The sequence below is a fragment of the Streptomyces sp. ADI95-17 genome (assembly GCF_003846175.1).
Lineage (GTDB): Bacteria > Actinomycetota > Actinomycetes > Streptomycetales > Streptomycetaceae > Streptomyces > Streptomyces sanglieri.
In genome coordinates this window covers 699462-720394 of record NZ_ML123044.1, presented here as the reverse complement: position 1 = coordinate 720394, position 20933 = coordinate 699462, and the positions used below count along the sequence as shown (strand labels likewise).

General features: G+C 73.2%; 12 protein-coding genes. 9 read left to right on the top strand and 3 right to left on the bottom strand.

All coding sequences use genetic code 11. The features are described from left to right. The first annotated feature begins 90 nt into the window (after window positions 1-90). From EES42_RS03075 to moeZ, 4 genes are all read left to right on the top strand, one after another. Window positions 91-1416 carry a hypothetical protein gene (locus tag EES42_RS03075; protein ID WP_124716527.1) on the top strand — a complete coding sequence of 442 codons (1326 nt, stop codon included), beginning with the start codon at window positions 91-93 and terminating at the stop codon, window positions 1414-1416. 148 nt (window positions 1417-1564) lie between these two features. Next, on the top strand, window positions 1565-2530 hold the full coding sequence (locus EES42_RS03070) for an NAD-dependent epimerase/dehydratase family protein (RefSeq protein WP_124716526.1): 966 nt from the start codon (window positions 1565-1567) through the stop codon (window positions 2528-2530). Further along, a complete protein-coding gene (locus EES42_RS03065; RefSeq protein WP_124716525.1) occupies window positions 2518-3348 on the top strand; it encodes a spherulation-specific family 4 protein in 831 nt (276 codons plus the stop codon). The genes EES42_RS03070 and EES42_RS03065 overlap by 13 nt, the downstream gene beginning before the upstream one ends. Window positions 3349-3433: 85 nt before the next feature. Continuing rightward, entirely contained in the window at window positions 3434-4612 is a 1179-nt protein-coding gene (moeZ, locus tag EES42_RS03060) for an adenylyltransferase/sulfurtransferase MoeZ (RefSeq protein ID WP_124716524.1), read from the top strand. A gap of 85 nt (window positions 4613-4697) precedes the next feature. Here moeZ and EES42_RS03055 read toward each other — a convergent pair whose 3' ends face one another. The 3 genes from EES42_RS03055 to EES42_RS03045 all read right to left on the bottom strand — a co-directional run bounded on the left by EES42_RS03055 (window position 4698) and on the right by EES42_RS03045 (window position 10994). After that, complete coding sequence (locus tag EES42_RS03055; protein WP_124716523.1) at window positions 4698-6278, bottom strand: alpha/beta hydrolase; 1581 nt, start codon at window positions 6276-6278, stop codon at window positions 4698-4700. Between the two features lie 107 nt (window positions 6279-6385). After that, a complete protein-coding gene (locus EES42_RS03050; protein WP_124716522.1) occupies window positions 6386-7978 on the bottom strand; it encodes an alpha/beta hydrolase in 1593 nt (530 codons plus the stop codon). A gap of 235 nt (window positions 7979-8213) precedes the next feature. Continuing rightward, on the bottom strand, window positions 8214-10994 hold the full coding sequence (locus EES42_RS03045; protein WP_124716521.1) for a lysylphosphatidylglycerol synthase domain-containing protein: 2781 nt from the start codon (window positions 10992-10994) through the stop codon (window positions 8214-8216). Window positions 10995-11215: 221 nt separating this feature from the next. Between EES42_RS03045 and EES42_RS03040 the strand changes: the two genes are divergently transcribed. From EES42_RS03040 to EES42_RS03020, 5 genes are all read left to right on the top strand, one after another. Continuing rightward, window positions 11216-11635: an MGMT family protein gene (locus EES42_RS03040; protein WP_277426098.1), complete on the top strand. Its 420-nt coding sequence runs from the start codon at window positions 11216-11218 to the stop codon at window positions 11633-11635. After that, entirely contained in the window at window positions 11622-12056 is a 435-nt protein-coding gene (locus EES42_RS03035) for a hypothetical protein (protein WP_124716519.1), read from the top strand. Before EES42_RS03040 ends, EES42_RS03035 begins: the two co-directional genes overlap by 14 nt. Window positions 12057-12114: 58 nt before the next feature. Beyond that, window positions 12115-15588, top strand: coding sequence for an ATP-dependent helicase (locus tag EES42_RS03030; protein WP_124716518.1), 3474 nt, complete (start codon window positions 12115-12117; stop codon window positions 15586-15588). Window positions 15589-15696: 108 nt separating this feature from the next. Beyond that, the gene (locus EES42_RS03025) at window positions 15697-19179 is read left to right on the top strand and encodes a UvrD-helicase domain-containing protein (RefSeq protein ID WP_124716517.1); all 3483 of its coding nucleotides are present in this window, start codon (window positions 15697-15699) and stop codon (window positions 19177-19179) included. Window positions 19180-19500: 321 nt separating this feature from the next. Then, a complete protein-coding gene (locus EES42_RS03020; protein WP_124716516.1) occupies window positions 19501-20895 on the top strand; it encodes a dipeptidase in 1395 nt (464 codons plus the stop codon). Window positions 20896-20933 lie beyond the last annotated feature (38 nt).

The window sequence follows — 20933 nt, the reverse complement described above, 5'->3', positions numbered from 1 at the left end:
GGGCAGGGGCAGGGGCAGGAGCCGGCCGGGCCGGGACGCGGCGGACCGGAGCGGTCCGAAGCGGCCGACGACGATCACGGAGGAACCACCATGGGCCGCCCGACCGAGGTGTCCGACGCACCCGCCGCACCGAGCACCGGCGGAAGCTGGGACCTCCGCTCCCGGGCCCTGGTCTCCGGGCCGTCCGCCGCCGGAGAGCCGGAACCGGGGCCGCAGCGGGATGCGGCGGACCCGGCGGGCGCCGCCGGTCCTTCCGGGGTCCCCGCCCGCGCCCCCGAGATCGCCCGCACCGCATCCGCGCGCCGGCTCAGTGCCTCGCGCCGCGGCCCCGCCGATCCGGTGAAGTCACTGATGCACCGGCACCGCGAGCTGTGCGAACGGGCCGTCGACCCGCTGGAGGTCGCCGCCGGGCTCGAAGCCCACGGCGTCACCGACCGCACCGCCGCCCGCTACCGGCACCGCGACGTCTTCTCGCTCGCCGAGGAACTGTTCGCACGGGTACCCGGCGTGGCCGCGAACCCCGCGACCGGCCCCGAAGCGCCGGAGCGCGACATCGCGACCCGCGCCGCCTGGTCGCTCCGCGCGCTGCTGCCGGGCGCCGCCTGCCTCGCGACCGTCGGCGCACTCGGGTTCACCGAGGGAACGCTCGAGGGCCGGGCCCGGCTCGCCGTCGCCCTGGCCGGGGCGCTCCTCGCCGCCGCCGGGCTCGCGCTCGCGCTGCGCAGCGGCCCCCTGCACGCCGAGGGCCGCTCCTCGGGCGCCGCCCGCGTGTACGGCTGCTGGCTCCTCGGCTACGTCCTGTACGGCGAACCGCTGCTCGACCAGGTGCTCAGCGGCGGCCCCGAGGGCCCCTGGGACATCACCCCCGCGCCGCTGCTGGGCCTGGCCCTCGCGCTCGCCCCGGCCACCTGGTGCGCCCACCTCTTCTCCGTGCACGCGCAGCGCAGACTCATCGGCAGCCGCGCGCTGGAGGAGTTCGCCGCGGGCGTGCGCCCCCTGCTGTTCGGGGCCATCGCGCTTCATCTGTGTGCCCTCGCCGGTCTGCTGTACCTCGCGCACCTGGGGTACGGGGGCGGCGGAGCGTTCGCCGGGGCGGCCGCGCTCGGGGTACTGCTCCTGCTGGCCCGGCTGCTGACCGTGCACGGGTTCCCCGGGCTCGCGGCCGGCGGACTCGCCTTCGCCTGCGCGGCCGAGGCGCTGGCCCCCGCGCTGGTCCTTGCCGGGCGGCTGCCCGGCCTGCACTTCCTCGCCCGCCCCGTAGACCTTCTCGTCATGACGTCCGGCACCGGATCCGTACCCGCCATCGCGTGCGGAGGAGCCGCGCTCGGGCTGCTCGTCGCAGCCACCGTCGTCCTCTCCCGGGCGTCCGCCCACACAACCGCCCGGCCGGTCGACGAAGGCCCGGTCGTCGCGTAACCACAGCCGTACCACTGCCATCGCACGCCCCGCGGAGCCGACGCCGCGGGTCATTGCCCAACCGCACCTCACTTCCCAAGGAGACACCGGACATGACCCCCCAATCCCCTTCACCGGCAGCTCGCCGTCGGCGCCGAGGGGGCGCGCGATGAGGGTGCTGCTGCTCGGAGCCAACGGATTCCTCGGCCGGTTCGTGGCCGACCGCCTGCTCGCCGACCCCGCCGTGCACCTCACGGCGCTCGGCCGCGGCGACGACGCCGACGTACGGTTCGACCTCGCCAGCGGGAGCCCCGGAGCACTGACCCGCTTCCTGGACGCCGTCCATCCCGGAGTGGTCGTCAACTGCGCGGGCGCCACCCGCGGCGGGGCCCGCGATCTCACCCGCCACAACACCGTCGCCGTCGCCACGGTCTGCGAGGCGATGCGGCGCAGCGGCTGCACGGCCCGGCTCGTCCAGGTCGGCTGCTCCTCGGAGTACGGGCCCTCGCAGCCCGGCTCTTCCACCGCCGAGGACGCCGTCCCGCGCCCCGGCGGCCCGTACGGCGTCAGCAAGCTCGCCGCCACCGAACTCGTCCTCGGCTCCGGCCTCGACGCGGTCGTGCTGCGGGTCTTCTCCCCGGTCGGTCCGGGCACCCCGGCCGGATCCCCGCTCGGCAGGCTCGCCGAGGCGATGCGCCGGGCCATGCAGTCCGGCGACGGCGAGCTGAAGCTCAGCGGCCTCGGCGTGCAGCGCGACTTCGTGGACGTACGCGATGTCGCCCGCGCCGTGCACGCCGCCTCGCTCTCCGCCGCCCAGGGCGTCGTCAACATCGGCACCGGCCGCGCCGTGCGCCTGCGGGACGCGGCCGCCGTACTCGCCAGGGTCGCCGGATACGCCGGCGCGCTCCACGAGCTCGACGCGCCCCCGCCCCGGCTGCCCATCGGCGCCCCGCGCACCTCGACCGAGTCGGTCATCGAGCACCTCTCGGCGACCCCGTCCCCCTACCCGGACGGCTGCGGTGCCTGGCAGCAGGCCGACGTCCGCACCGCCAGGGACCGGCTCGGCTGGCGCCCCCGGATCAATCTGGAGGAGTCCCTCGCCGACATCTGGATGGAGGCGGCGTGCCGTATCTGACCAGCACCGGAACGGCCCGCCGGACCGGCGGCGCCGAGCAGCTCGGCTTCGGCGTGCCCGGCTACGCGCATCCGCTGCTCGCCCCGACCGAATGGGCCGAGCTGGCCCGCCCCGGAACCCCGCTGCACTGGGCCGTCCTCAACATCGACAACGGCCCCGGCGCCCGCCCCGATCCGCACTGCCTGGAGGCCGCGGGCCGGCTCCGCAACGCGCGGGAGCGGGCCGTGCACGGCGAGGACCCGCGGGACTCGGCCCGCGCGGCGGGCGGCCGGCTGCTCGGCCATCTCGATCTGGCCTTCGGCAGCCGCCCCTTCGGGGAACTGATCGCCGACGCACAGTCGTTCCTCGACTGGTACCGCGTCGACGGCTTCTACCTCGGCCGCTGCCCGGCCGGGCGCCCCGAGCTCCCGGCGGTGCGCCGTCTCACCGCCACGCTCGCCACGCTCCTGGAGCACGGCGAGCCCCCGTACGGGGAGGGGAGCGGGCAGCTGGTGCTCGGGCTCGGCACCCACCCGCACCCCGGCTACGCGGAGGCCGCCGACCAGTTGGTCACCTTCTGCGGACCGTGGACGGACTACCGCTGGTCGCAGGTGGCGGAGTGGACCGCCTCCTACCCGCCGGAGCGGTTCGCGCACTTCGTCCACGGCGTTCCGCGCACCCACCTCGACGAGGCCATGCGCATCGCTCGCTGGCAGGGCGCGGGCACGATCTTCTTCACGGATCGAGACGGCCAGCAGGGACAAACCGATCCATTCGCGGCGCTGCCCAGGTACTGGGACGAAATTGTCTCGCGGATCGGACCTGGTATCTCGGAATGAGAAGGGGCGTGGCAGTGTTACGGCAAGAACAACCGTACGTAGCTGAAGTACGTAGAAACCGACCACCTGCATTGTTGAGGTTCCTGTGTCGCTGCCACCCCTGGTCGAGCCAGCTGCTGAGCTCACCGTCGACGAGGTCCGCAGGTACTCCCGCCACCTGATCATCCCGGATGTCGGGATGGACGGACAGAAGCGGCTGAAGAACGCGAAGGTGCTCTGTGTGGGCGCCGGCGGTCTCGGGTCGCCGGCCCTGATGTACCTGGCCGCGGCCGGTGTCGGCACGCTCGGCATCGTGGAGTTCGACGAGGTCGACGAGTCGAACCTGCAGCGCCAGATCATCCACAGTCAGTCCGACATCGGGCGCTCCAAGGCCGAGTCCGCCAAGGACTCGGTGCTGGGCATCAACCCGTACGTGAACGTGGTCCTTCACGAGGAGCGGCTCGAAGCCGACAACGTGATGGACATCTTCGCCCAGTACGACCTGATCGTGGACGGCACGGACAACTTCGCCACCCGCTATCTGGTCAACGACGCGGCCGTACTGCTGAACAAGCCGTACATCTGGGGCTCGATCTACCGGTTCGACGGCCAGGCGTCCGTCTTCTGGTCCGAGCACGGCCCCTGCTACCGCTGCCTCTACCCGGAGCCGCCCCCGCCGGGCATGGTTCCGTCCTGCGCCGAGGGCGGCGTGCTGGGCGTGCTCTGCGCGTCCGTCGGCTCCATCCAGGTCACCGAGGCCATCAAGCTGCTCGCCGGCATCGGCGACCCGCTGGTCGGCCGGCTGATGATCTACGACGCCCTGGAGATGCAGTACCGCCAGGTCAAGGTCCGCAAGGACCCCGACTGCGCGGTCTGCGGCGAGAACCCCACCGTCACCGAGCTCATCGACTACGAGGCCTTCTGTGGCGTCGTGTCCGAGGAGGCCCAGGAGGCGGCGCTCGGCTCCACGATCACTCCCAAGCAGCTCAAGGAGTGGATCGACGCGGACGAGAAGATCGAGATCATCGACGTCCGTGAGCCGAACGAGTACGAGATCGTCTCGATCCCGGGCGCGAAGCTGATCCCGAAGAACGAGTTCCTGATGGGCAGCGCCCTCCAGGACCTCCCGCAGGACAAGCGCATCGTCCTGCACTGCAAGACGGGCGTCCGCAGTGCCGAGGTCCTCGCGGTCCTCAAGTCGGCGGGCTTCGCCGACGCGGTGCACGTGGGCGGCGGCGTGATCGGCTGGGTCAACCAGATCGAGCCCGAGAAGCCGGTCTACTAGTAACAACGCCCGGCACGAACGCTTCGAAGGGGCCGGTCCGCGACTGCGGACCGGCCCCTTCGTCGTTCGTGTCCCCGGACCGGAGCTACGAGCAGGTCTTACCGTCCTCCGGGACCATCCCGTCCAGGAAGTACGCGTCCACGGCCGAGGTCACGCAGGAGTTCCCGCCGTAGGCGCCGTGTCCCTCGCCCTTGTTGGTGAGCAGGACGCCCACGCCCTTGCCCAGCTCGTCCGCCATCTTCCGGGCACCCTCGTACGGCGTCGCGGGGTCACCGGTCGTCCCGACGACCAGGACCGGACCGGCGCCCGGAGCGCTCGTCTCGGGGGTGTCGTGCTCACCCTCCACCGGCCACTGCGCGCACCAGCCGGCCGTGTCCCATGCCAGGAACGGGCCGAACACCGGGGACAGCTTCCGGAACTCCGGCAGCAGCGCCCTGGCCTCGTCCGCCGTCGGCCGGAGCTTGCTGTCCGCGCAGGAGATGGCGCGCTGCGAATGGTTCTGGGTGTCGTAGTGCCCCTTCTCGTCCCGCCCGTTGTACGAGTCGGCCAGCTGGAGCAGCATGTTGCCGGTGCCGCTCTTCTCCGCCTCGTCCAGCGCCTGCGTCAGGAATGGCCAGTCGCTCTTGGAGTAGAGCGGCATGACGATGCCGGTGACGGCCAGCGACTCGTTGAGCTCGCGGCCCGAACGGGTCGGCAGCGGCTTCTTGTCGATCCGCCCCAGCAGCTTCGCGATCCGCTGCGTGCCCGCCTTCGGGTCCTGGCCGCGGTCCTTGAGGTAGTTCTCCAGCGCCCGCTGGAAGCCGGTCGCCTGGTTGCGGGCGTGCCCGATGGTGTCCGCGGTCGGGTCGACCACGGCGTCCAGCACGGTGCGTCCGACGTTCGAGGGGAAGAGGTGCGCGTAGGTGCCGCCGAGCTCGGTGCCGTACGACATCCCGAAGTACGTGAGCTTCTTGTCGCCGAGCACCGCACGGATCAGGTCCATGTCCCGGGCGGCGTTCGTCGTGCCGACGTAGGGCAGGACCTTCCCGGAGCGGCGCTCGCAGCCGGCGCCGAAGTCCGCGCCGTCCTTCATGAACGCCGTCTCCTCGGCCGCCGTATCCGGGGTCATGTCGACCTTCCGGTAGGCGGTCTCCTGCTCCTTGTCGGTGCGGCAGCTCACCCCTTCGCTGCGGGCGACCCCGCGCGGGTCGAAGCCCACCAGGTCGTAGCGGGAGTTGAGGTTCTCGTACGAGCCGGCGGCGCGCGGCAGTATCGATACGCCCGAACCGCCGGGGCCGCCGAAGTTGAACAGCATCGAGCCGAGGCGCCGGCCCGTGTTTCCGGCCTTCTTGCGGATCAGTGCGATCCCGATCGTCGCGCCGTCGGGCTTCGCGTAGTCCAGCGGCACCCGGACCGTCGAGCAGCGCCACTCGGAACCGGGTGCGCTCTCGCCCGCGCGGGCCTCGCAGCCCTTCCAGTCCAGCCGCTGGGAGGTGAGGGCCGCGGGCAGTCGGGGAGTGCCCGGCTGCCCGCTCGGCTCGGTGGACGGACGGCCGGCCGAGGACGCGGGATCGCGGTCCGTTCCCTCGGCCGGCTTGTCGTCCGTACCCCCGCCGCAGCCGGCGAGCAGCCCCGTCAGCAGAAGTGCGGCGCCGGCCAGAGCCCCGGCTCGTGCGTGTGCGACCACGTGTGCGTCCTCCCCGATGTGCCTGCACTCACGACGTACAGATGTGCCCGTACCTGTGACGTACAGAAAGTCCGCTCATGTTAGGGGGTTCCGCCCGGCGCACCGCGCTACTTGCAGACGGTTCCGGCCGCCGGGACCTTGCCGTCCAGCAGGTAGCCGCCCACCTCCTTCTGCACACAGGCGTTGCCGCTGTTGTACGCGCCGTGCCCCTGGCCCTCGTACGTCATCTTCACGCCGACGCCCTCGCCCAGCGCGTCGGCCATCGCCTTGGCGCCCTCGTACGGCGTCGCCGGGTCGCCGGTGTTGCCGATGACGAGAATGGGGGCCGCGCCCGGGGCGCTGACGTCCGGGGTGTTCCAGGTGCCCTGCACCGGCCAGCCGGTGCAGGCCATCAGGGACCAGCCCAGGTAGTTGCCGAAGATCTTCGAGGCGGAGCGGAACTCGGGGAGCTTGGCCTCGGTTTGGTCCGCGGTGAACCGCTGCTTGGAGTCGGCACAGTTGATCGCGGTGTTGGCGGCCATCGAGTTGTCGTACTGACCGTTGTCGGAACGGCCGTTCAGAGAGTCGGCCAGGGCGAGGAGCAGCGCCCCGTTGCCGCCGTCGGCCTCGTCCAGCCCCTGCTCCAGCAGCGACCAGGTCTGCTTGGAGTAGAGGGCGGCGGCGATGCCCGTGGTCGCCAGCGTCTCCGTCAGCCGGCGCGAACCGAGCCCCTCGATCGGCTTCTTCTCCAGCTTCGTGAGCAGCTCGGAGATCCCCTGCTCGACCTCCTTCGAGGAGGAACCGGGAAGCTTGCACTCGTCGCCGCGGTCGGCGCAGTCCTGGGTGAAGTTGTCCAGCGCGAGCTGGAAGCCCTTGGCCTGGCCGAGCGAGGACTGCTCGGAGTCCTGTGTCGGGTCCACCACCGCGTCCAGCACCGACCTGCCGACATTCTTCGGGAACAAGTGGGCGTAGACACCGCCCAGTTCGGTGCCGTACGAGATGCCGAAGTAGTACAGCTTCTTGTCGCCGAGCACCTGGCGCATCAGATCCATGTCGCGGGCGGCGTCGGTGGTGCCGACGTAGGGGAGCTGCTTGCCGGAGTTCTTCTCGCAGGCCTGCGCGAACGTCTTGGTGTCCTTGACGAAGGCGTCCACCTCGGCGCTGGTGTCCGGGGTGCCGTCGGTCTCGAAGCGGGCGTCGAGCTGCTTGTCGCTCTCGCACTCCACGCCGTCGCTGCGGCCCACGCCGCGCGGGTCGAAGCTGACCAGGTCGTAGCGGGCGCGGAGCTTGTCGTAGTCGCTGCCGAAGGCGGGCAGGGTGGCGACGCCGGAGGCGCCGGGGCCGCCGAAGTTGAAGATGAGAGAACCGATCCGCTTGTCCTGACTCTTGGCCCTGGCCCGGATCAGGGCCAGCTCGATCGTCCCGCCCCCGGGCTTCGCGTAGTCGAGCGGGGCCCTCATGAACGAGCACTCCCAGGAGGTCCCACCGGGCAGCGGGGTCGGCGCCTGTCCGCCGCCCTGTGCCGCGGACGGGGCGGGGCAGGGCTTCCACGTCAGCTTCTGGGAAGCGAGGTCGCCGGAGCTGCTCGCCTCGGCGGCGTTCGCCGCGAGCGGCCCGTCCGGGCCTTCCTTGTTGCCGCTCTCCGAGCAGGCGGTGATGGGCAGGAGCACGGTGACGGCGGCGGCCAGTGCGGCGGCGCGCAGGGCAGGGGAGGTCCTCATGGCCCCATGGTGCGGTGGGAACCCGGTCGCTGCACGGGGCACCGGTCCAAGCGGGTGGCGGAACCCCCGGCCGTCCCCCGACCGGACTTGCGGGCCGCCCCGTACGGCGGCTGAGGGCAGGTCAGTGCCGGTCCCGACGAGTCGTCAGAGCCGGCCCGGCAGGTTGTCGGAGCTAGCCCCGCCGGGTCGTCAGAGCTCGCCCCTGCGGGTTGTCGGAGCTCGCTCCTGCGGGTCGTCAGAGCTCGCCCCTGCGGGTCAGACGGGTGAAGCAGAGCCAGCCGGGAAGCACCGGCAGCCAGAGCGTCAGAAGGCGGTACAGCACCACGGCGGGCGCCGCGACCTCCTTCGGCAGACCGACCGCGATCAGACCCAGCGTCAGCGCGCCCTCGACCGCGCCCATTCCGCCCGGTGTGGGCGCCGCCGACCCCAGCGCGTTGCCGGCGAGGAAGACCACCGCGATGCTGGCGTAGCTGAGATGCGGCACGTCGGGACCGCTGAAGGCCCGTACCGAAGCGTCCAGGCACATCACGAACAGGCCGGTCAGCAGCAGCATTCCGCCGATGCCGGTCAGCAGCTTCTGCGGCCGCTGCACCACGTCGAGCATGCGCGGCACGACTCCGGCGAACAGCGACCGCACCCGGGTCACCACGAACTTCCGCAGGAACGGGACCGCCGTCACCACCAGCACCAGCACGGCGACGGTCAGCAGTCCGGCGATCACCGTCCTGGACGGGGTGAGCGAGGACGGGGTCTTCTCCGTACCGGTCAGATAGCCGAAGGCCGCCAGCAGCAGGATGTGGCAGCCGAGGCCGAACAGCTGCGAGGCGCCGACGCTCGCCACGGCGAGCCCCGGACGCACCCCGGCCCGCTGGAGGAAGCGGGTGTTCAGCGCCACGCCGCCGACCGCGGCCGGGGCGACGATCTTCACGAAGGAGCCGGCGACCTGGGCCAGCACCGTCCTGCCGAACGACACCCGCTCGGGCACGAAGCCCAGCAGGCTCATCGCCGCCGCCACGTAGGTGAGGGCGGAGAAGCCGACCGCGGCCGCCACCCAGCCCCATTCCGCCTGCTCGACGACGGTTCCGAAGTCGGCCTGGGTGACCTGGGAGATGAGGAAGTACGCGGCGATCGCACCGGCGATGCAGCTGAGCAGGGTACGGGGCTTGATGCGTTCCAGCCGCACCGGCTCGACCGGGGCCTGCGGGCGGATCAGCAGCACCTGCTGCCGCATCTGGGAAAGCAGGTCCTCCTCGCGAGCCCCTTCCAGGGCGTCGTCCAGGGCGCGCTTCTCGGCCTGCTTCTCGTTGCGGAGCTTCTTGCGGTCGGCCCTGCGCCCGTCGTCGTCCGGCGTTCCGGACGCCGCTCCGTGCTCGTGTGCCCTGGCCCGCTTGGCCGCGTCCGAAGCCTCCAGCACCGCTTCGCGCTCCCGCTGCGAGCGCTCCCGGGCGAGCCGGCGCAGCGCCGCGCGGGTGGAGCGGCTCAGCGCGATCGGCTGGAGCAGCGGCAGACAGTCCGCGACGGCGTCGGGTCCGAGCACCGCCAGCGCACCGGCGACGGCCCGCTCGGCACCCACCCGCAGTCCGGTCGTGGTCAGCAGCTGGGCGACGTCCATCCGCAGCACCAGATCACCGGCCGCGATCTCGCCGCCGCGCAGATCGGTGACGAACACCTTGCCGGAACGATCCACCAGGATGGCATCGCCGGTGAGCCTGCGGTGCGCGATCCGACGCGACTGGAGCGCCTTCACCTGACGCCAGGCGCCGTGCAGCAGCTCGTCGGTGATCTCCGCGTCCTCCAGCGCGTCCAGCGAACGGCCGCCGATGTGCTCGTACACCAGCATCACGGCGTCGGGGCCGAGCTCTGAGGTGGCGATCAGCTTGGGCGCGTTGGCCCCGGCGGCGATCGCCGCGTAGGCGAGCAGCGCCTCCTGCTCCAGGGCCTGGCGCAGCGACTGGATGGAGCGGCGCTGGGTGATGCCGCGCAGAGTGAGCCTGCGCCACACCCGGTAGAAGAAGCCGTGGGCCTGCTGCTCACGGTCGACGACCGTGACATCGAGCGGTGGCCCGTCCTCCAGGGAGACCAGATAACGCCGTCCCCGGTCGCTCTGGTCGCCCGAGTCCGGGGCGTCGTCGGCGCGCATCGCGCTGACCGGACGGAAACCGACATGGCGCAGACCGGCCATCAGATGCTGACCGGTCGGCCGCACGTTCGGCGAGCCGACCGCGTACAGCGTGCCGTACGCGACGGTCCAGCCGATCAGCACGGTGAGGATGATCGAGAACGGGGTCGTGTAGCCGCCGACCAGCATCGCGAACGCGTCGAGCAGCAGCACCACCCACAGCACGACCCGCCAGCGCGGCCGTCTCGCCATGCCGACCGCTGTCATGTACGCGATCACCGGCGCGAGATAACCGTGTACGGGGTCGGTGAGCGCGTCACCCGGCTGCGGCTGGGTCAGGGCGTCCTGGATGGTGCCGGGGGCGGACTTGGCGACCCAGAGGTCGGCGGCGAGCGTGACGCCGTGCGCCAGTACGGCGGCGAGCACCCCGTCGGCGATCCGCAGCCCGTCGCGTTTGATCAGCCGCTCGATGGCGAAGGCGACCGGGACCAGCAGCACGGCGATGCTGGAGACCAGGCCCGCCATCTTGATCAGGACGTCGGGTGCCTGACCGGTGCCCTTGTTGATGTCCTGTTCGAGACCGGTCGTGGTGCCGTGGGCGAACGCGGCGATCGAGAACAGGACGACGATCGCCAGGACCCCGATGAGGAGCCGCATGAGATCGGAGGGGCGGTGCACCCGGGCGGGGAGCAGCGGTTCGTCGCCCGAGACGCGCTCGGCCTGCTCCTCCGCGGCGGACGAGAGCGTCGAGCCGGCCGGATACCCGGGGGTCTTGCCGGCCTCGTCCCGGTCGGCACCGGCTTCGTCCCGGTCGGCACCGGGCTTTCCGGCGGGTGCGGGGGTCTCGTCCGGGTGGGGCTCGGCGTCAGGGGCGTCCGCCGCCTTCGGTGGCTGCACGCCCTGCTCCTTCGTCGCCTCTGATTGGTCTTCGTGTTCTCGTATCACCGGTCACCGCCCGCACGATGGTGGCACGGCCCGGCGACGGAGGGGGGCATCAGGGTGCACTGCACGGACACGCGAAGCGCAAGATACGCTCCTTTGCTCCCGCGTGCACGCCCTGTGATCGGGCGCACACGGGACGGGCCGGGATGTCGGTGGCGTACGGCAGGATGGGGCGGATGAGCCAACACCGGACGAGCGGCGACGGGGCGGGCGGCGACCCGATGAGCCACGCATTGCCGGAGTACGCGGAGCGGGTCCTCGACGTCGCCGACCTGATCCCGCCCGGCCGCGTCATGACGTACGGCGATGTCGCCGAGTGGCTGGGCGAGGGCGGGCCGCGCCAGGTCGGCCGGGTCATGTCGCTGTACGGGGCCGCGGTGCCGTGGTGGCGCGTGGTGCGCGCCGACGGGGCGCTGCTCCCCGGCCACGAACTGCGGGCGCTGGACCAGTACCGCGCGGAGGGCACCCCGCTGCGAGAGGCGTCGCGCGTCGTGGAGGGCCATCTGCCGCGCCTCGACATGAAGCGGGCGCGGTGGGACGGCGTCACCGCGGGCGGCGGCGCGGACCGGGACAAGGGCGGAGGTGCTCACACCTGACAGCTTCGGCCATCCGGCGGCACAGCGGGCGGCGCCGGGGCCGTACGAGGTGCGGGAAGTGGCCGGGTCCGGGGGCCGAGGCGTACGGAATGACGGGGCACGGCAGGCGAATCGTGGCGCGGAACACCGTGACGCGGAACACGGCGGCACGGAACACGGCGGCGCGGAGTTCAGTGGCGCCGAGGAGCTCGGCAGCACCCGCCAAGCGGCGCGGGACACGGCCCGCATCCGCATCCCGGAGCCGGCTCGCGAAGGCACCCGCACCCCGGAGCGGACCCGTGACCGCATCCGCATCCCGGTGCGGACCCGTGACCGCATCCGCGCCCCGGGCCCGACCCGCGACGGCATCCGCGCCCCGGAACGTGACGAGGCACGCAGCGCTCTCGTCCCGGATCGCGCCCCTGCTGGCGTAGCTTCGTAAGTTCGCGGCACGCACCGCACCCTCGGCATCAGCACACCCACCAGGACCGGCGAACCACGTGAGCTCCTCCTCCTTCACCCGGCACAGTCCGCACCGCCAGACACGGCAGCGGGCCGCGGGCGCGTACCGGCTGGTGCGCACTCCGCCGGGCTCCGTGGACCCTCCTCTCCTGGACGCAGCGCAACGCGCCGTGGTTGATCACCCCGGCGGACCGCTCCTGGTCCTCGCCGGCCCCGGCACCGGCAAGACGACCACGCTCGTCGAGGCGGTCGCCGCACGCATCGCGCGGGGCGGCGACCCGGCGCGCGTCCTGGTCCTCACCTTCAGCCGCAAGGCCGCCGTGGAGCTGCGCGACCGGATGGCCGCCCGGCTGGGCGCCGCCCGCGGACCGCAGGCCACCACGTTCCACTCCTTCTGTTACGCGCTGGTCCGCGCCCACCAGGACGCCGACCTCTTCGCCGAACCGATGCGGCTGCTCTCCGGTCCGGAGCAGGACGTCACCGTCCGCGACCTGCTCGCCGGCCAGCTCGAACTGGAGCGGGACGGCTTCGCGCACATCCGCTGGCCCGACGAGCTGCGGGCCTGCCTGACCACGCGCGGCTTCGCCGACGAGGTACGAGCGGTGCTGGCCCGCAGCCGTGAGCTGGGCCTGGGCCCGGACGCGCTGGCCGCCTTCGCCCGCCGCACCGGCCGGCCCGACTGGGGCGCCGCCGCCGAGTTCCTGGCCGAGTACCTGGACGTGCTGGACGCGCAGGGGGTGCTGGACTACGCGGAGCTGGTGCACCGGGCCGTGCTGCTCGCGGAGCGCCCGGAGGTGTCGGCGCTGCTCGCGGGGCAGTACGACGCGGTGTTCGTCGACGAGTACCAGGACACGGACCCGGCGCAGGTACGGCTGCTGCACGCGCTGGCCGGCAACCGGGGGAGCGCCCCGGGTTCGGGGGGCGGCCGGGACCTGATCGCCTTCGGTGACCCGGACCAGTCGATCTACGCGTTCCGGGGCGCCGACGTGAACGGCATCCTCGACTTCCCGGATACGTTCCGGCGGGCGGACGGCGACCCGGCCCCGGTCGGCGTGCTCACCACCTCGCGGCGTTCCGGCGGACAGCTGCTGGCCGCCACCCGGCTGCTCACCCGCCGGATGCCGCTGACCCGGCTGCCCGCGGCCAAGGTCCGCGCCCACCGCGAACTGGCCGCGGTCCGCGAGGGCGGCAGCGTGGAGGTGTACACCTACCCGACCGCGTCCACCGAGCTGGAGAACATCGCCGATCTACTGCGCCGGGCGCATCTGGAGGACGGCGTCCCGTGGAACGAGATGGCGGTGCTCGTACGGGCCGGCGGCCGTACGCTCCCCTCGCTGCGCCGGGCCCTGACATCGGCGGGCGTGCCCCTGGAGGTCGACGGCGACGACCTTCCCCTGCGCCATGAACCGGCGGTGGCCCCGCTCCTGACAGCCCTGCGCACGGTCGCGACCGCGGCCCTGCGCCGGGGTGCGCCGGGCGCGGAGGAGGCTTCGGGGGCGGAGGGCACGGGGGCGGAAGCTACGGAGGGCGCGGAGGCTGAAGCTCCGGAGGGCGCGGAAGGCGCAGACGGCGCGGTGGGTCCGGAACATGCGCCGGGCGCGGAAGACGCGGACGTTGCTCAGGACCCGGAGGCGTCCTCCTGGCTGGACACCGAGACCGCCCTGGCCCTGCTCGCCTCCCCCCTCGGCTCCATGGACGCGGCCGACCTGCGCCGCCTCGGCCGGGCCCTGCGCGACGAGGAGCGAGCCGCCGGGAAACGCGTGCCGGCGCCCTCCGGCGACCTGCTGGCGCGGGCGCTCGCCGAGCCCGAACGGCTCGTCACGCACGATCCGGCGTACGCCCGCGGCGCCCAGCGCCTCGGCGCGCTGCTGCGCAAGGCGCGCGAACTCCTCGAAGGCGGCGGCACCGCGGAGGAGGCCCTGTGGGCACTGTGGTCCGGCACCCCGTGGCCGGGCCGGCTGGAGCGCGCCGCGCTGCGCGGCGGCGCGGGCGGCCGCAACGCCGACCGCGACCTCGACGCCGTCTGCGCGCTCTTCGACACCGCGGCCCGCGCCGAGGAGCGCACCGGCGGGCGAGGGGCGCTCAACTTCCTGGAAGAGGTCGACGCCCAGGACATCGCCGCCGACACCCTCTCCCGGCGCGCGGTGCGCCCCGACGCCGTACGGCTGATGACCGCGCACCGTTCCAAGGGCCTTCAGTGGCGCCTCGTCGTCGTCGCGGGCGTGCAGGAGGGGCTCTGGCCGGACCTGCGCCGCCGCGGTTCGCTGCTGGAGGCGGACCGGATCGGCCGCGACGGCCTGGCCGAACCGCTCACCCCCGGCGCCCTCCTCGCCGAGGAGCGCCGGCTCTTCTACGTCGCGGCGACCCGCGCCCGCGAACGGCTCGTCGTCACCGCGGTCAAGGCGCCCGCCGACGACGGCGACCAGCCCTCCCGCTTCCTCACCGAACTGGGCGCCGAGCCGCGCGACGTCACCGGCCGGCCCCGCCGCCCGCTCGCCGTCGCCGCGCTGGTCGCCGAACTCCGCGCCACCACCGTCGACCCCGAAGCCTCCGACGCCCTGCGCGAGGAGGCCGCCCGCCGCCTCGCCCGGCTCGCCGCGCTCACCGACGACGACGGCCAGCCGCTCGTACCCGCCGCGCATCCCTACCGCTGGTGGGGCCTGTACGAACCGACCCGCTCCGCCGTCCCGCTCCGCGACCGGGACCAGCCGGTGGCCCTCTCCGGCAGCGCGCTCGACCAGCTCGCCAACACCTGCGCGCTTCAGTGGTTCCTGGGCCGCGAGGTGAAGGCGGACGCCCCGGCGACGGCCGCGCAGGGCTTCGGCAACGTGGTCCACGTACTCGCCGACGAGGTGGCCTCCGGACGCACCCCCGCCGATCTCGCCGTCCTGATGGAGCGGCTGGACTCGGTCTGGGACGGGCTCGTCTTCGACGCCCCCTGGAAGTCCCGGCAGGAGAAGGAACAGGCCCGGGCCGCCCTCGAACGCTTCCTGCGCTGGCACGTCATGGACCGCACCGCCCGCACCCCCGCCGCGAGCGAGCACGACTTCGACGTGACGCTGGGGGCGGGGGAGTACCAGGTGCGCATCCGGGGTTCCATGGACCGCGTCGAACAGGACACCGAGGGCCGGGCCTACGTCGTCGACTTCAAGACCGGCAAACAGTCCCCGACCAAGGACGAGGTCGCCCGCCACCCCCAGCTCGCCGTGTACCAGCTGGCCGTCCGGGAAGGCGCGGTCGACGACGTCTTCGACGGCAGGCGCCCCGAGCCCGGCGGCGCCGAACTCGTACAGCTGCGCCAGCCCGCCCCCAAGAAGGAGGGCGGAGACGCCCTGCCCAAGGTGCAGGCACAGGAACCGCTCGCCGGTGAGTGGGTCTCCGACCTGCTGGCCACCGCGGCCGGCCGGGTCCTGGACGAACGCTTCACCCCCACCACCGGCCAGCACTGCACACACTGCGCCTTCCGGGCCTCGTGCAGCGCCCAGCCGGAGGGCCGCCACATCCTGGAGTGAGCGGGTGAGCGGGTGAGCGGGTGAGCGGGTGAGCGGGTGAGCGGGTGAGCGGGGGCGGAGGTTCTTCGGTGCCGCCGGTTGTCGGTGCGTCCGGTTAGCCTTTCTGGGGTGTCCTCACGTATCACCGATCCCGAGCAGCTCAAGGAGCTTCTCGGGATCCCGTTCACCCCGGAGCAGACGGCCTGCATCACCGCGCCGCCCGCCCCGCAGGTGATCGTGGCCGGAGCCGGGTCGGGGAAGACCACGGTGATGGCGGCCCGCGTGGTGTGGCTGGTGGGCACCGGCCAGGTAGCCCCGGAGCAGGTCCTCGGGCTGACGTTCACCAACAAGGCGGCCGGTGAGCTCGCCGAGCGCGTCCGCAAGGCCCTGATCGCGGCCGGGGTCACCGATCCGGACGCCATCGACCCGGACAACCCCCCGGGCGAGCCCAGCATCTCCACGTACCACGCGTTCGCCGGCCGGCTCCTCACCGAGCACGGGCTGCGCATCGGACTCGAACCCACCACCCGCCTCCTCGCCGACGCCACCCGCTACCAGCTCGCCGCCCGTGTGCTGCGCGAGGCCCCCGGCCCGTACCCGGCCCTGACCAGGTCGTTCCCCACACTGGTCAGCGATCTGCTGGCGCTCGACGCCGAGCTCGCCGAGCACCTCGTACGCCCCGACCAGCTCGCCGAGTACGACACCGCCCTCCTGGCCGCGCTCGAATCGGCCCGGCTCAGCAACGCCGAGCTGCGCAGGATCCCCGAGACCGCCGAGGCCCGACGCGAACTGCTCGGGCTGACCCGGCGCTACCGCGAGGCCAAGAAGAGCCGCGACCTCCTCGACTTCGGCGACCAGATCGCGCTCTCCGCCGAGCTGGCGCTCACCCGCCCCGAGGTCGGCGCGATCCTGCGCGACGAATTCCGGGTGGTGCTGCTCGACGAGTACCAGGACACCTCCGTCGCCCAGCGGCTGCTGCTCTCCGCCCTCTTCGGCAGCGGCCCCGAGGGCCGGACCGGGCACGCCGTCACCGCCGTCGGAGACCCCTGCCAGGCGATCTACGGCTGGCGCGGCGCCTCCGTGGCCAACCTCGACGACTTCCCGCTCCACTTCCCGCACACCGACGGCACCCCCGCCACCCGCTACTCCCTCAGCGAGAACCGCCGCAGCGGCGGCCGGCTCCTGCACCTGGCCAACGGCCTGGCCGAACCCCTGCGCGCCATGCACGAGGGCGTCGAGGCGCTGCGCCCCGCACCCGGCGCCGAGCGCGACGGCACCGTCCGCTGCGCCCTGCTGCGCACCCACGCCGAGGAGATCGGCTGGCTCGCCGACTCGATCGCCCACCTGGTGCGGACCGGCAAGGCGCCCGGCGAGATCGCCGTCCTGTGCCGCACCGCGGGCGACTTCCCGGAGATCCAGGCCGCGCTGGTGGCCCGCGACATCCCGGTCGAGGTCGTCGGCCTGTCCGGGCTGCTGCACCTGCCCGAGGTCGCCGACCTCGTCGCGGTATGCGAGGTGCTCCAGGACCCCGGCGCCAACGCCTCCCTGGTCCGGCTGCTCACCGGCCCCCGCTGGCGGATCGGCCCCCGCGACCTGGCCCTGCTCGGCCGCCGGGCCCGGCTCCTCGTGCACCGCGCGGCCCACGGCGACGACGAGGACTTCGACCCCGACCGCCGGCTCGCCGAGGCCGTCGAGGGCATCGACCCGGCCGAAGTGATCTCGCTCGCCGACGCGCTGGACACCTTCCTCGAATCGGGCGGCGAGGAGGACGACGGGCTTCCGTTCTCCGCCGAGGCCCGCGTCCGCTTCGCCCGCCTCGCCGCCGAACTGCGCGACCTGCGCCGCTCGCTGGCCGACCCGCTGATGGACGTGCTGCACCGGGTCCTGGCCACCACCGGCCTGGAGGTCGAGCTCTCCGCGTCGCCGCAGGCCCTGGCCGCCCGCCGCCGCGAGACCCTCGCCAACTTCCTCGACGTCGCGGCCCGCTTCGCCGCCGTCGACGGCGAGGCCACCCTGCTCGCCTTCCTCGGCTTCCTGCGTACCGCCGTCCAGTACGAGAAGGGCCTGGACAACGCCCTGCCCGGCGGCGAGAACACCGTCAAGGTCCTCACCGCCCACAAGTCCAAGGGCCTGGAGTGGGACGTCGTCGCCGTGCCGGGCCTGGTCACCGGCCAGTTCCCCAGCGGCCAGTCCCGCGACGCCTGGACCGCCCAGTCGAAGGTCCTCCCGCACGCCCTGCGCGGGGACCGGGCGACCCTCCCCGACGTCCACTCCTGGGACGCCAAGGGGCTCAAGGCGTTCAAGGAGGAGATGAAGGAGCACCAGCACACCGAGGAGCTCCGCCTGGGATACGTCACCTTCACCAGACCCCGCACCCTGCTGCTCGGCTCCGGCCACTGGTGGGGCCCGTCCCAGAAGAAGCCGCGCGGCCCGTCCGGCTTCCTGCACGCGCTGTACGAGCACTGCGCGGCCGGACACGGCGAGATCGAGGTCTGGGCCGACGAGCCGGCCGAGGACGAGGAGAATCCGGCGCTCGACGGGCAGTCCGCCGACCGGGCGTGGCCGCTCCCTCTCGACGACACCGCGCTGACCCGCCGCAGGGCCGCCGCGGACACGGTGCTGGCACACCTGGAGGCCCTGGCCACGGCGGGGGGCGTGCCGGACGTGCACGAGGCGCTGCCCGACGCCCCGGAGCCGTACGACGAGCCCTACGACGACGGGTACGACACCCCTTACGACGACGCCCCGTTCCCCGACGAGGCCGGCGTCGGGGCCGGGGACTGGGACACGCTGCCGACGGAGCCCCCGGCGCCCCCTGCTTCCGCACCCCCCAACCCCCTGCCGCACGTCCCGGCCGCCCGTACCCCCGAGCTCGCCGGGGAGCACCACCCCGGCGAGCACCACCCCGGGCGGCACCGTCTCACCCCCGAGGAAGCCCGCACCCTCGCCTCCTGGGACCGCGACCTCGACGCCCTCGCCGGCGAGCTGCGCCGCGCCCGCGCCACCGTGCGCGACGTCCTCGTACCAGCGTCGCTCTCCGCCACCCAGCTGCTGCGCCTCGCCGACGACCCCGACGGCTTCGCCCAGGAGCTGGCCCGCCCGATGCCGCGGCCGCCGCAGCCCGCGGCCCGCCGGGGCACCCGTTTCCATGCCTGGGTGGAGTCCCGCTTCGAGGAGCTGCCGCTGCCCATGCTCGGGCCCGACGAGCTGCCCGGCGGCGACGAGAGCGACGCCGAGATCGCCGACGAGCGCGATCTCGCCGCACTCAAGGAGGCCTTCGAACGCACCCCGTACGCCCGCCGCACCCCGTACCGCGTCGAGACGCCGTTCCAGATCACCCTGGCCGGCCGGATCATCAGGGGCCGCATCGACGCGGTGTACCGCACCGGGGACACGTACGAGATCGTCGACTGGAAAACCACCCGCGCCAACACCGCCGACCCCCTCCAGCTCGCGGTCTACCGCCTGGCCTGGGCGGAGCTGCACGACCTGCCGCTCACCGACGTGACCGCCACGTTCCTGTACGTGCGCAGCGGCGAGACCGTCCACCCCAAGCGCCTCCCGGGCCGGGCGGAGCTGGAACGCATCCTGCTGGACGAACGGCCGGACTAGACCCGGCCACTCTCCGGCCAGAGGGCGCTCCGGCCGTTCTGCCGGGTGGTGTGGGTACGGGCCTTCAGGTCGGCCATCGACGACCTGGCGGTGTCGCGGTACCAGCGGAATCCCCAGCACCGCCAGCAGCAGACCGACGACAGCGATGACCGCCGAGACCCACGCGGCCGTCTCCCCGGACCGCCGCCCCGCAAGGCCGTTCAGGAGGCCATTCGACTGGAGGAGCGGCGGCACCGACAGCTATCCGGCCACAGCGGTGCGGGGAGGGCCGGGAACCTCGGGCGGGAGGACCCCGCCGGGCGAGGCACTAGGCTCAAGGCCATGAGCGACACCCCGGACAGCGCCGTCCGTACGTACACCGAGCAGCACCGCACAGCCTTCCTGGACGACCTCGCCGACTGGCTGCGCATCCCCTCCGTATCCGCCCAGCCGGAGCACGACGGGGACGTACGGCGCAGCGCCGAGTGGCTGTCCGCCAAGCTCAAGGAGACCGGCTTCCCGGTCACCGAGATCTGGGAGACGCCCGGCGCCCCCGCGGTCTTCGCCCACTGGCCGTCCGACGACCCGGACGCCCCGACCGTCCTGGTCTACGGGCACCACGACGTACAGCCCGCCGCCCGCGAGGACGGCTGGGACACCGACCCGTTCGAGCCGGTGATCCGCGACGGCCGGATGTACGGGCGGGGCGCCGCCGACGACAAGGGGCAGGTGTTCTTCCACACCCTCGGCGTCCGGGCCCACCTCGCGACCACCGGCCGCACCGCCCCCGCCGTCAACCTCAAGCTGCTGATCGAGGGTGAGGAGGAGTCCGGTTCGCCGAACTTCCGGGCCCTGGTCGAGGAGCGGGCCGAGCGGCTCACCGCCGACGCGGTGATCGTCTCCGACACCGGCATGTGGGACGAGTCGACCCCCACGGTCTGCACCGGCATGCGCGGCCTCGCCGAGTGCGAGATCGAGCTGTACGGCCCCGAGCAGGACATCCACTCCGGTTCGTTCGGCGGCGCGGTCCCCAACCCGGCGACCGCAGTCGCCCGGCTCGTCGCCGCACTGCACGACGCGGACGGCCGGGTCGCGATCCCCGGCTTCTACGACGGTGTGGCCGAGCTCACCGACACCGAGCGCGCGCTCTTCGCCGAGCTGCCCTTCGACGAGGCCACCTGGCTGCGCACCGCCAAGTCCCGCGCGGCATCGGGCGAGGCCGGCTACTCCACCCTGGAACGCATCTGGGCCCGCCCCACCGCCGAGGTCAACGGCATCGGCGGCGGCTACCAGGGCGCCGGAAGCAAGACCATCGTCCCGTCCTCCGCCCTGGTGAAGATCAGCTTCCGGCTGGTCGCCGGCCAGGACCCCGACCGCATCCAGCAGGTGGTCCGGGCATGGGCGGAAGCACGGATCCCGGCCGGTGTCGGCCACCGGATCACCTTCTCCCCGGCCACCCGCCCCTGCCTGACCCCGCTGGACCACCCCGCCCTGCAGGCCGTGGCCCGCGCCATGGGACGGGCCTTCGGCCAGAAGATCCTCTTCACCCGCGAAGGGGGCTCGGGGCCCGCCGCCGACCTCCAGGACGTGCTCGGCGCACCCGTCCTCTTCCTGGGCATCTCCGTACCGTCCGACGGCTGGCACGCCCCCAACGAGAAGGTCGAGCTCGGCCTTCTGCTCAAGGGCGTGGAGACAACCGCCCACCTGTGGGGCGAGCTGGCCGTCGCACTCCGCTGAATCCTCTGAACACCCGATCCATCCCGGGGGAGTAGGAA

Bases quoted from the DNA above. Each gene is read 5' to 3' on its own strand.
- EES42_RS03075 (WP_124716527.1), top strand. From the start codon at position 91: ATGGGCCGCCCGACCGAGGTGTCCGACGCACCCGCCGCACCGAGCACC.
- EES42_RS03050 (WP_124716522.1), bottom strand. From the start codon at position 7,978: ATGAGGACCTCCCCTGCCCTGCGCGCCGCCGCACTGGCCGCCGCCGTC.
- EES42_RS03040 (WP_277426098.1), top strand. From the start codon at position 11,216: ATGAGCCAACACCGGACGAGCGGCGACGGGGCGGGCGGCGACCCGATG.
- EES42_RS03020 (WP_124716516.1), top strand. From the start codon at position 19,501: ATGAGCGACACCCCGGACAGCGCCGTCCGTACGTACACCGAGCAGCAC.
- EES42_RS03070 (WP_124716526.1), top strand. From the start codon at position 1,565: ATGAGGGTGCTGCTGCTCGGAGCCAACGGATTCCTCGGCCGGTTCGTG.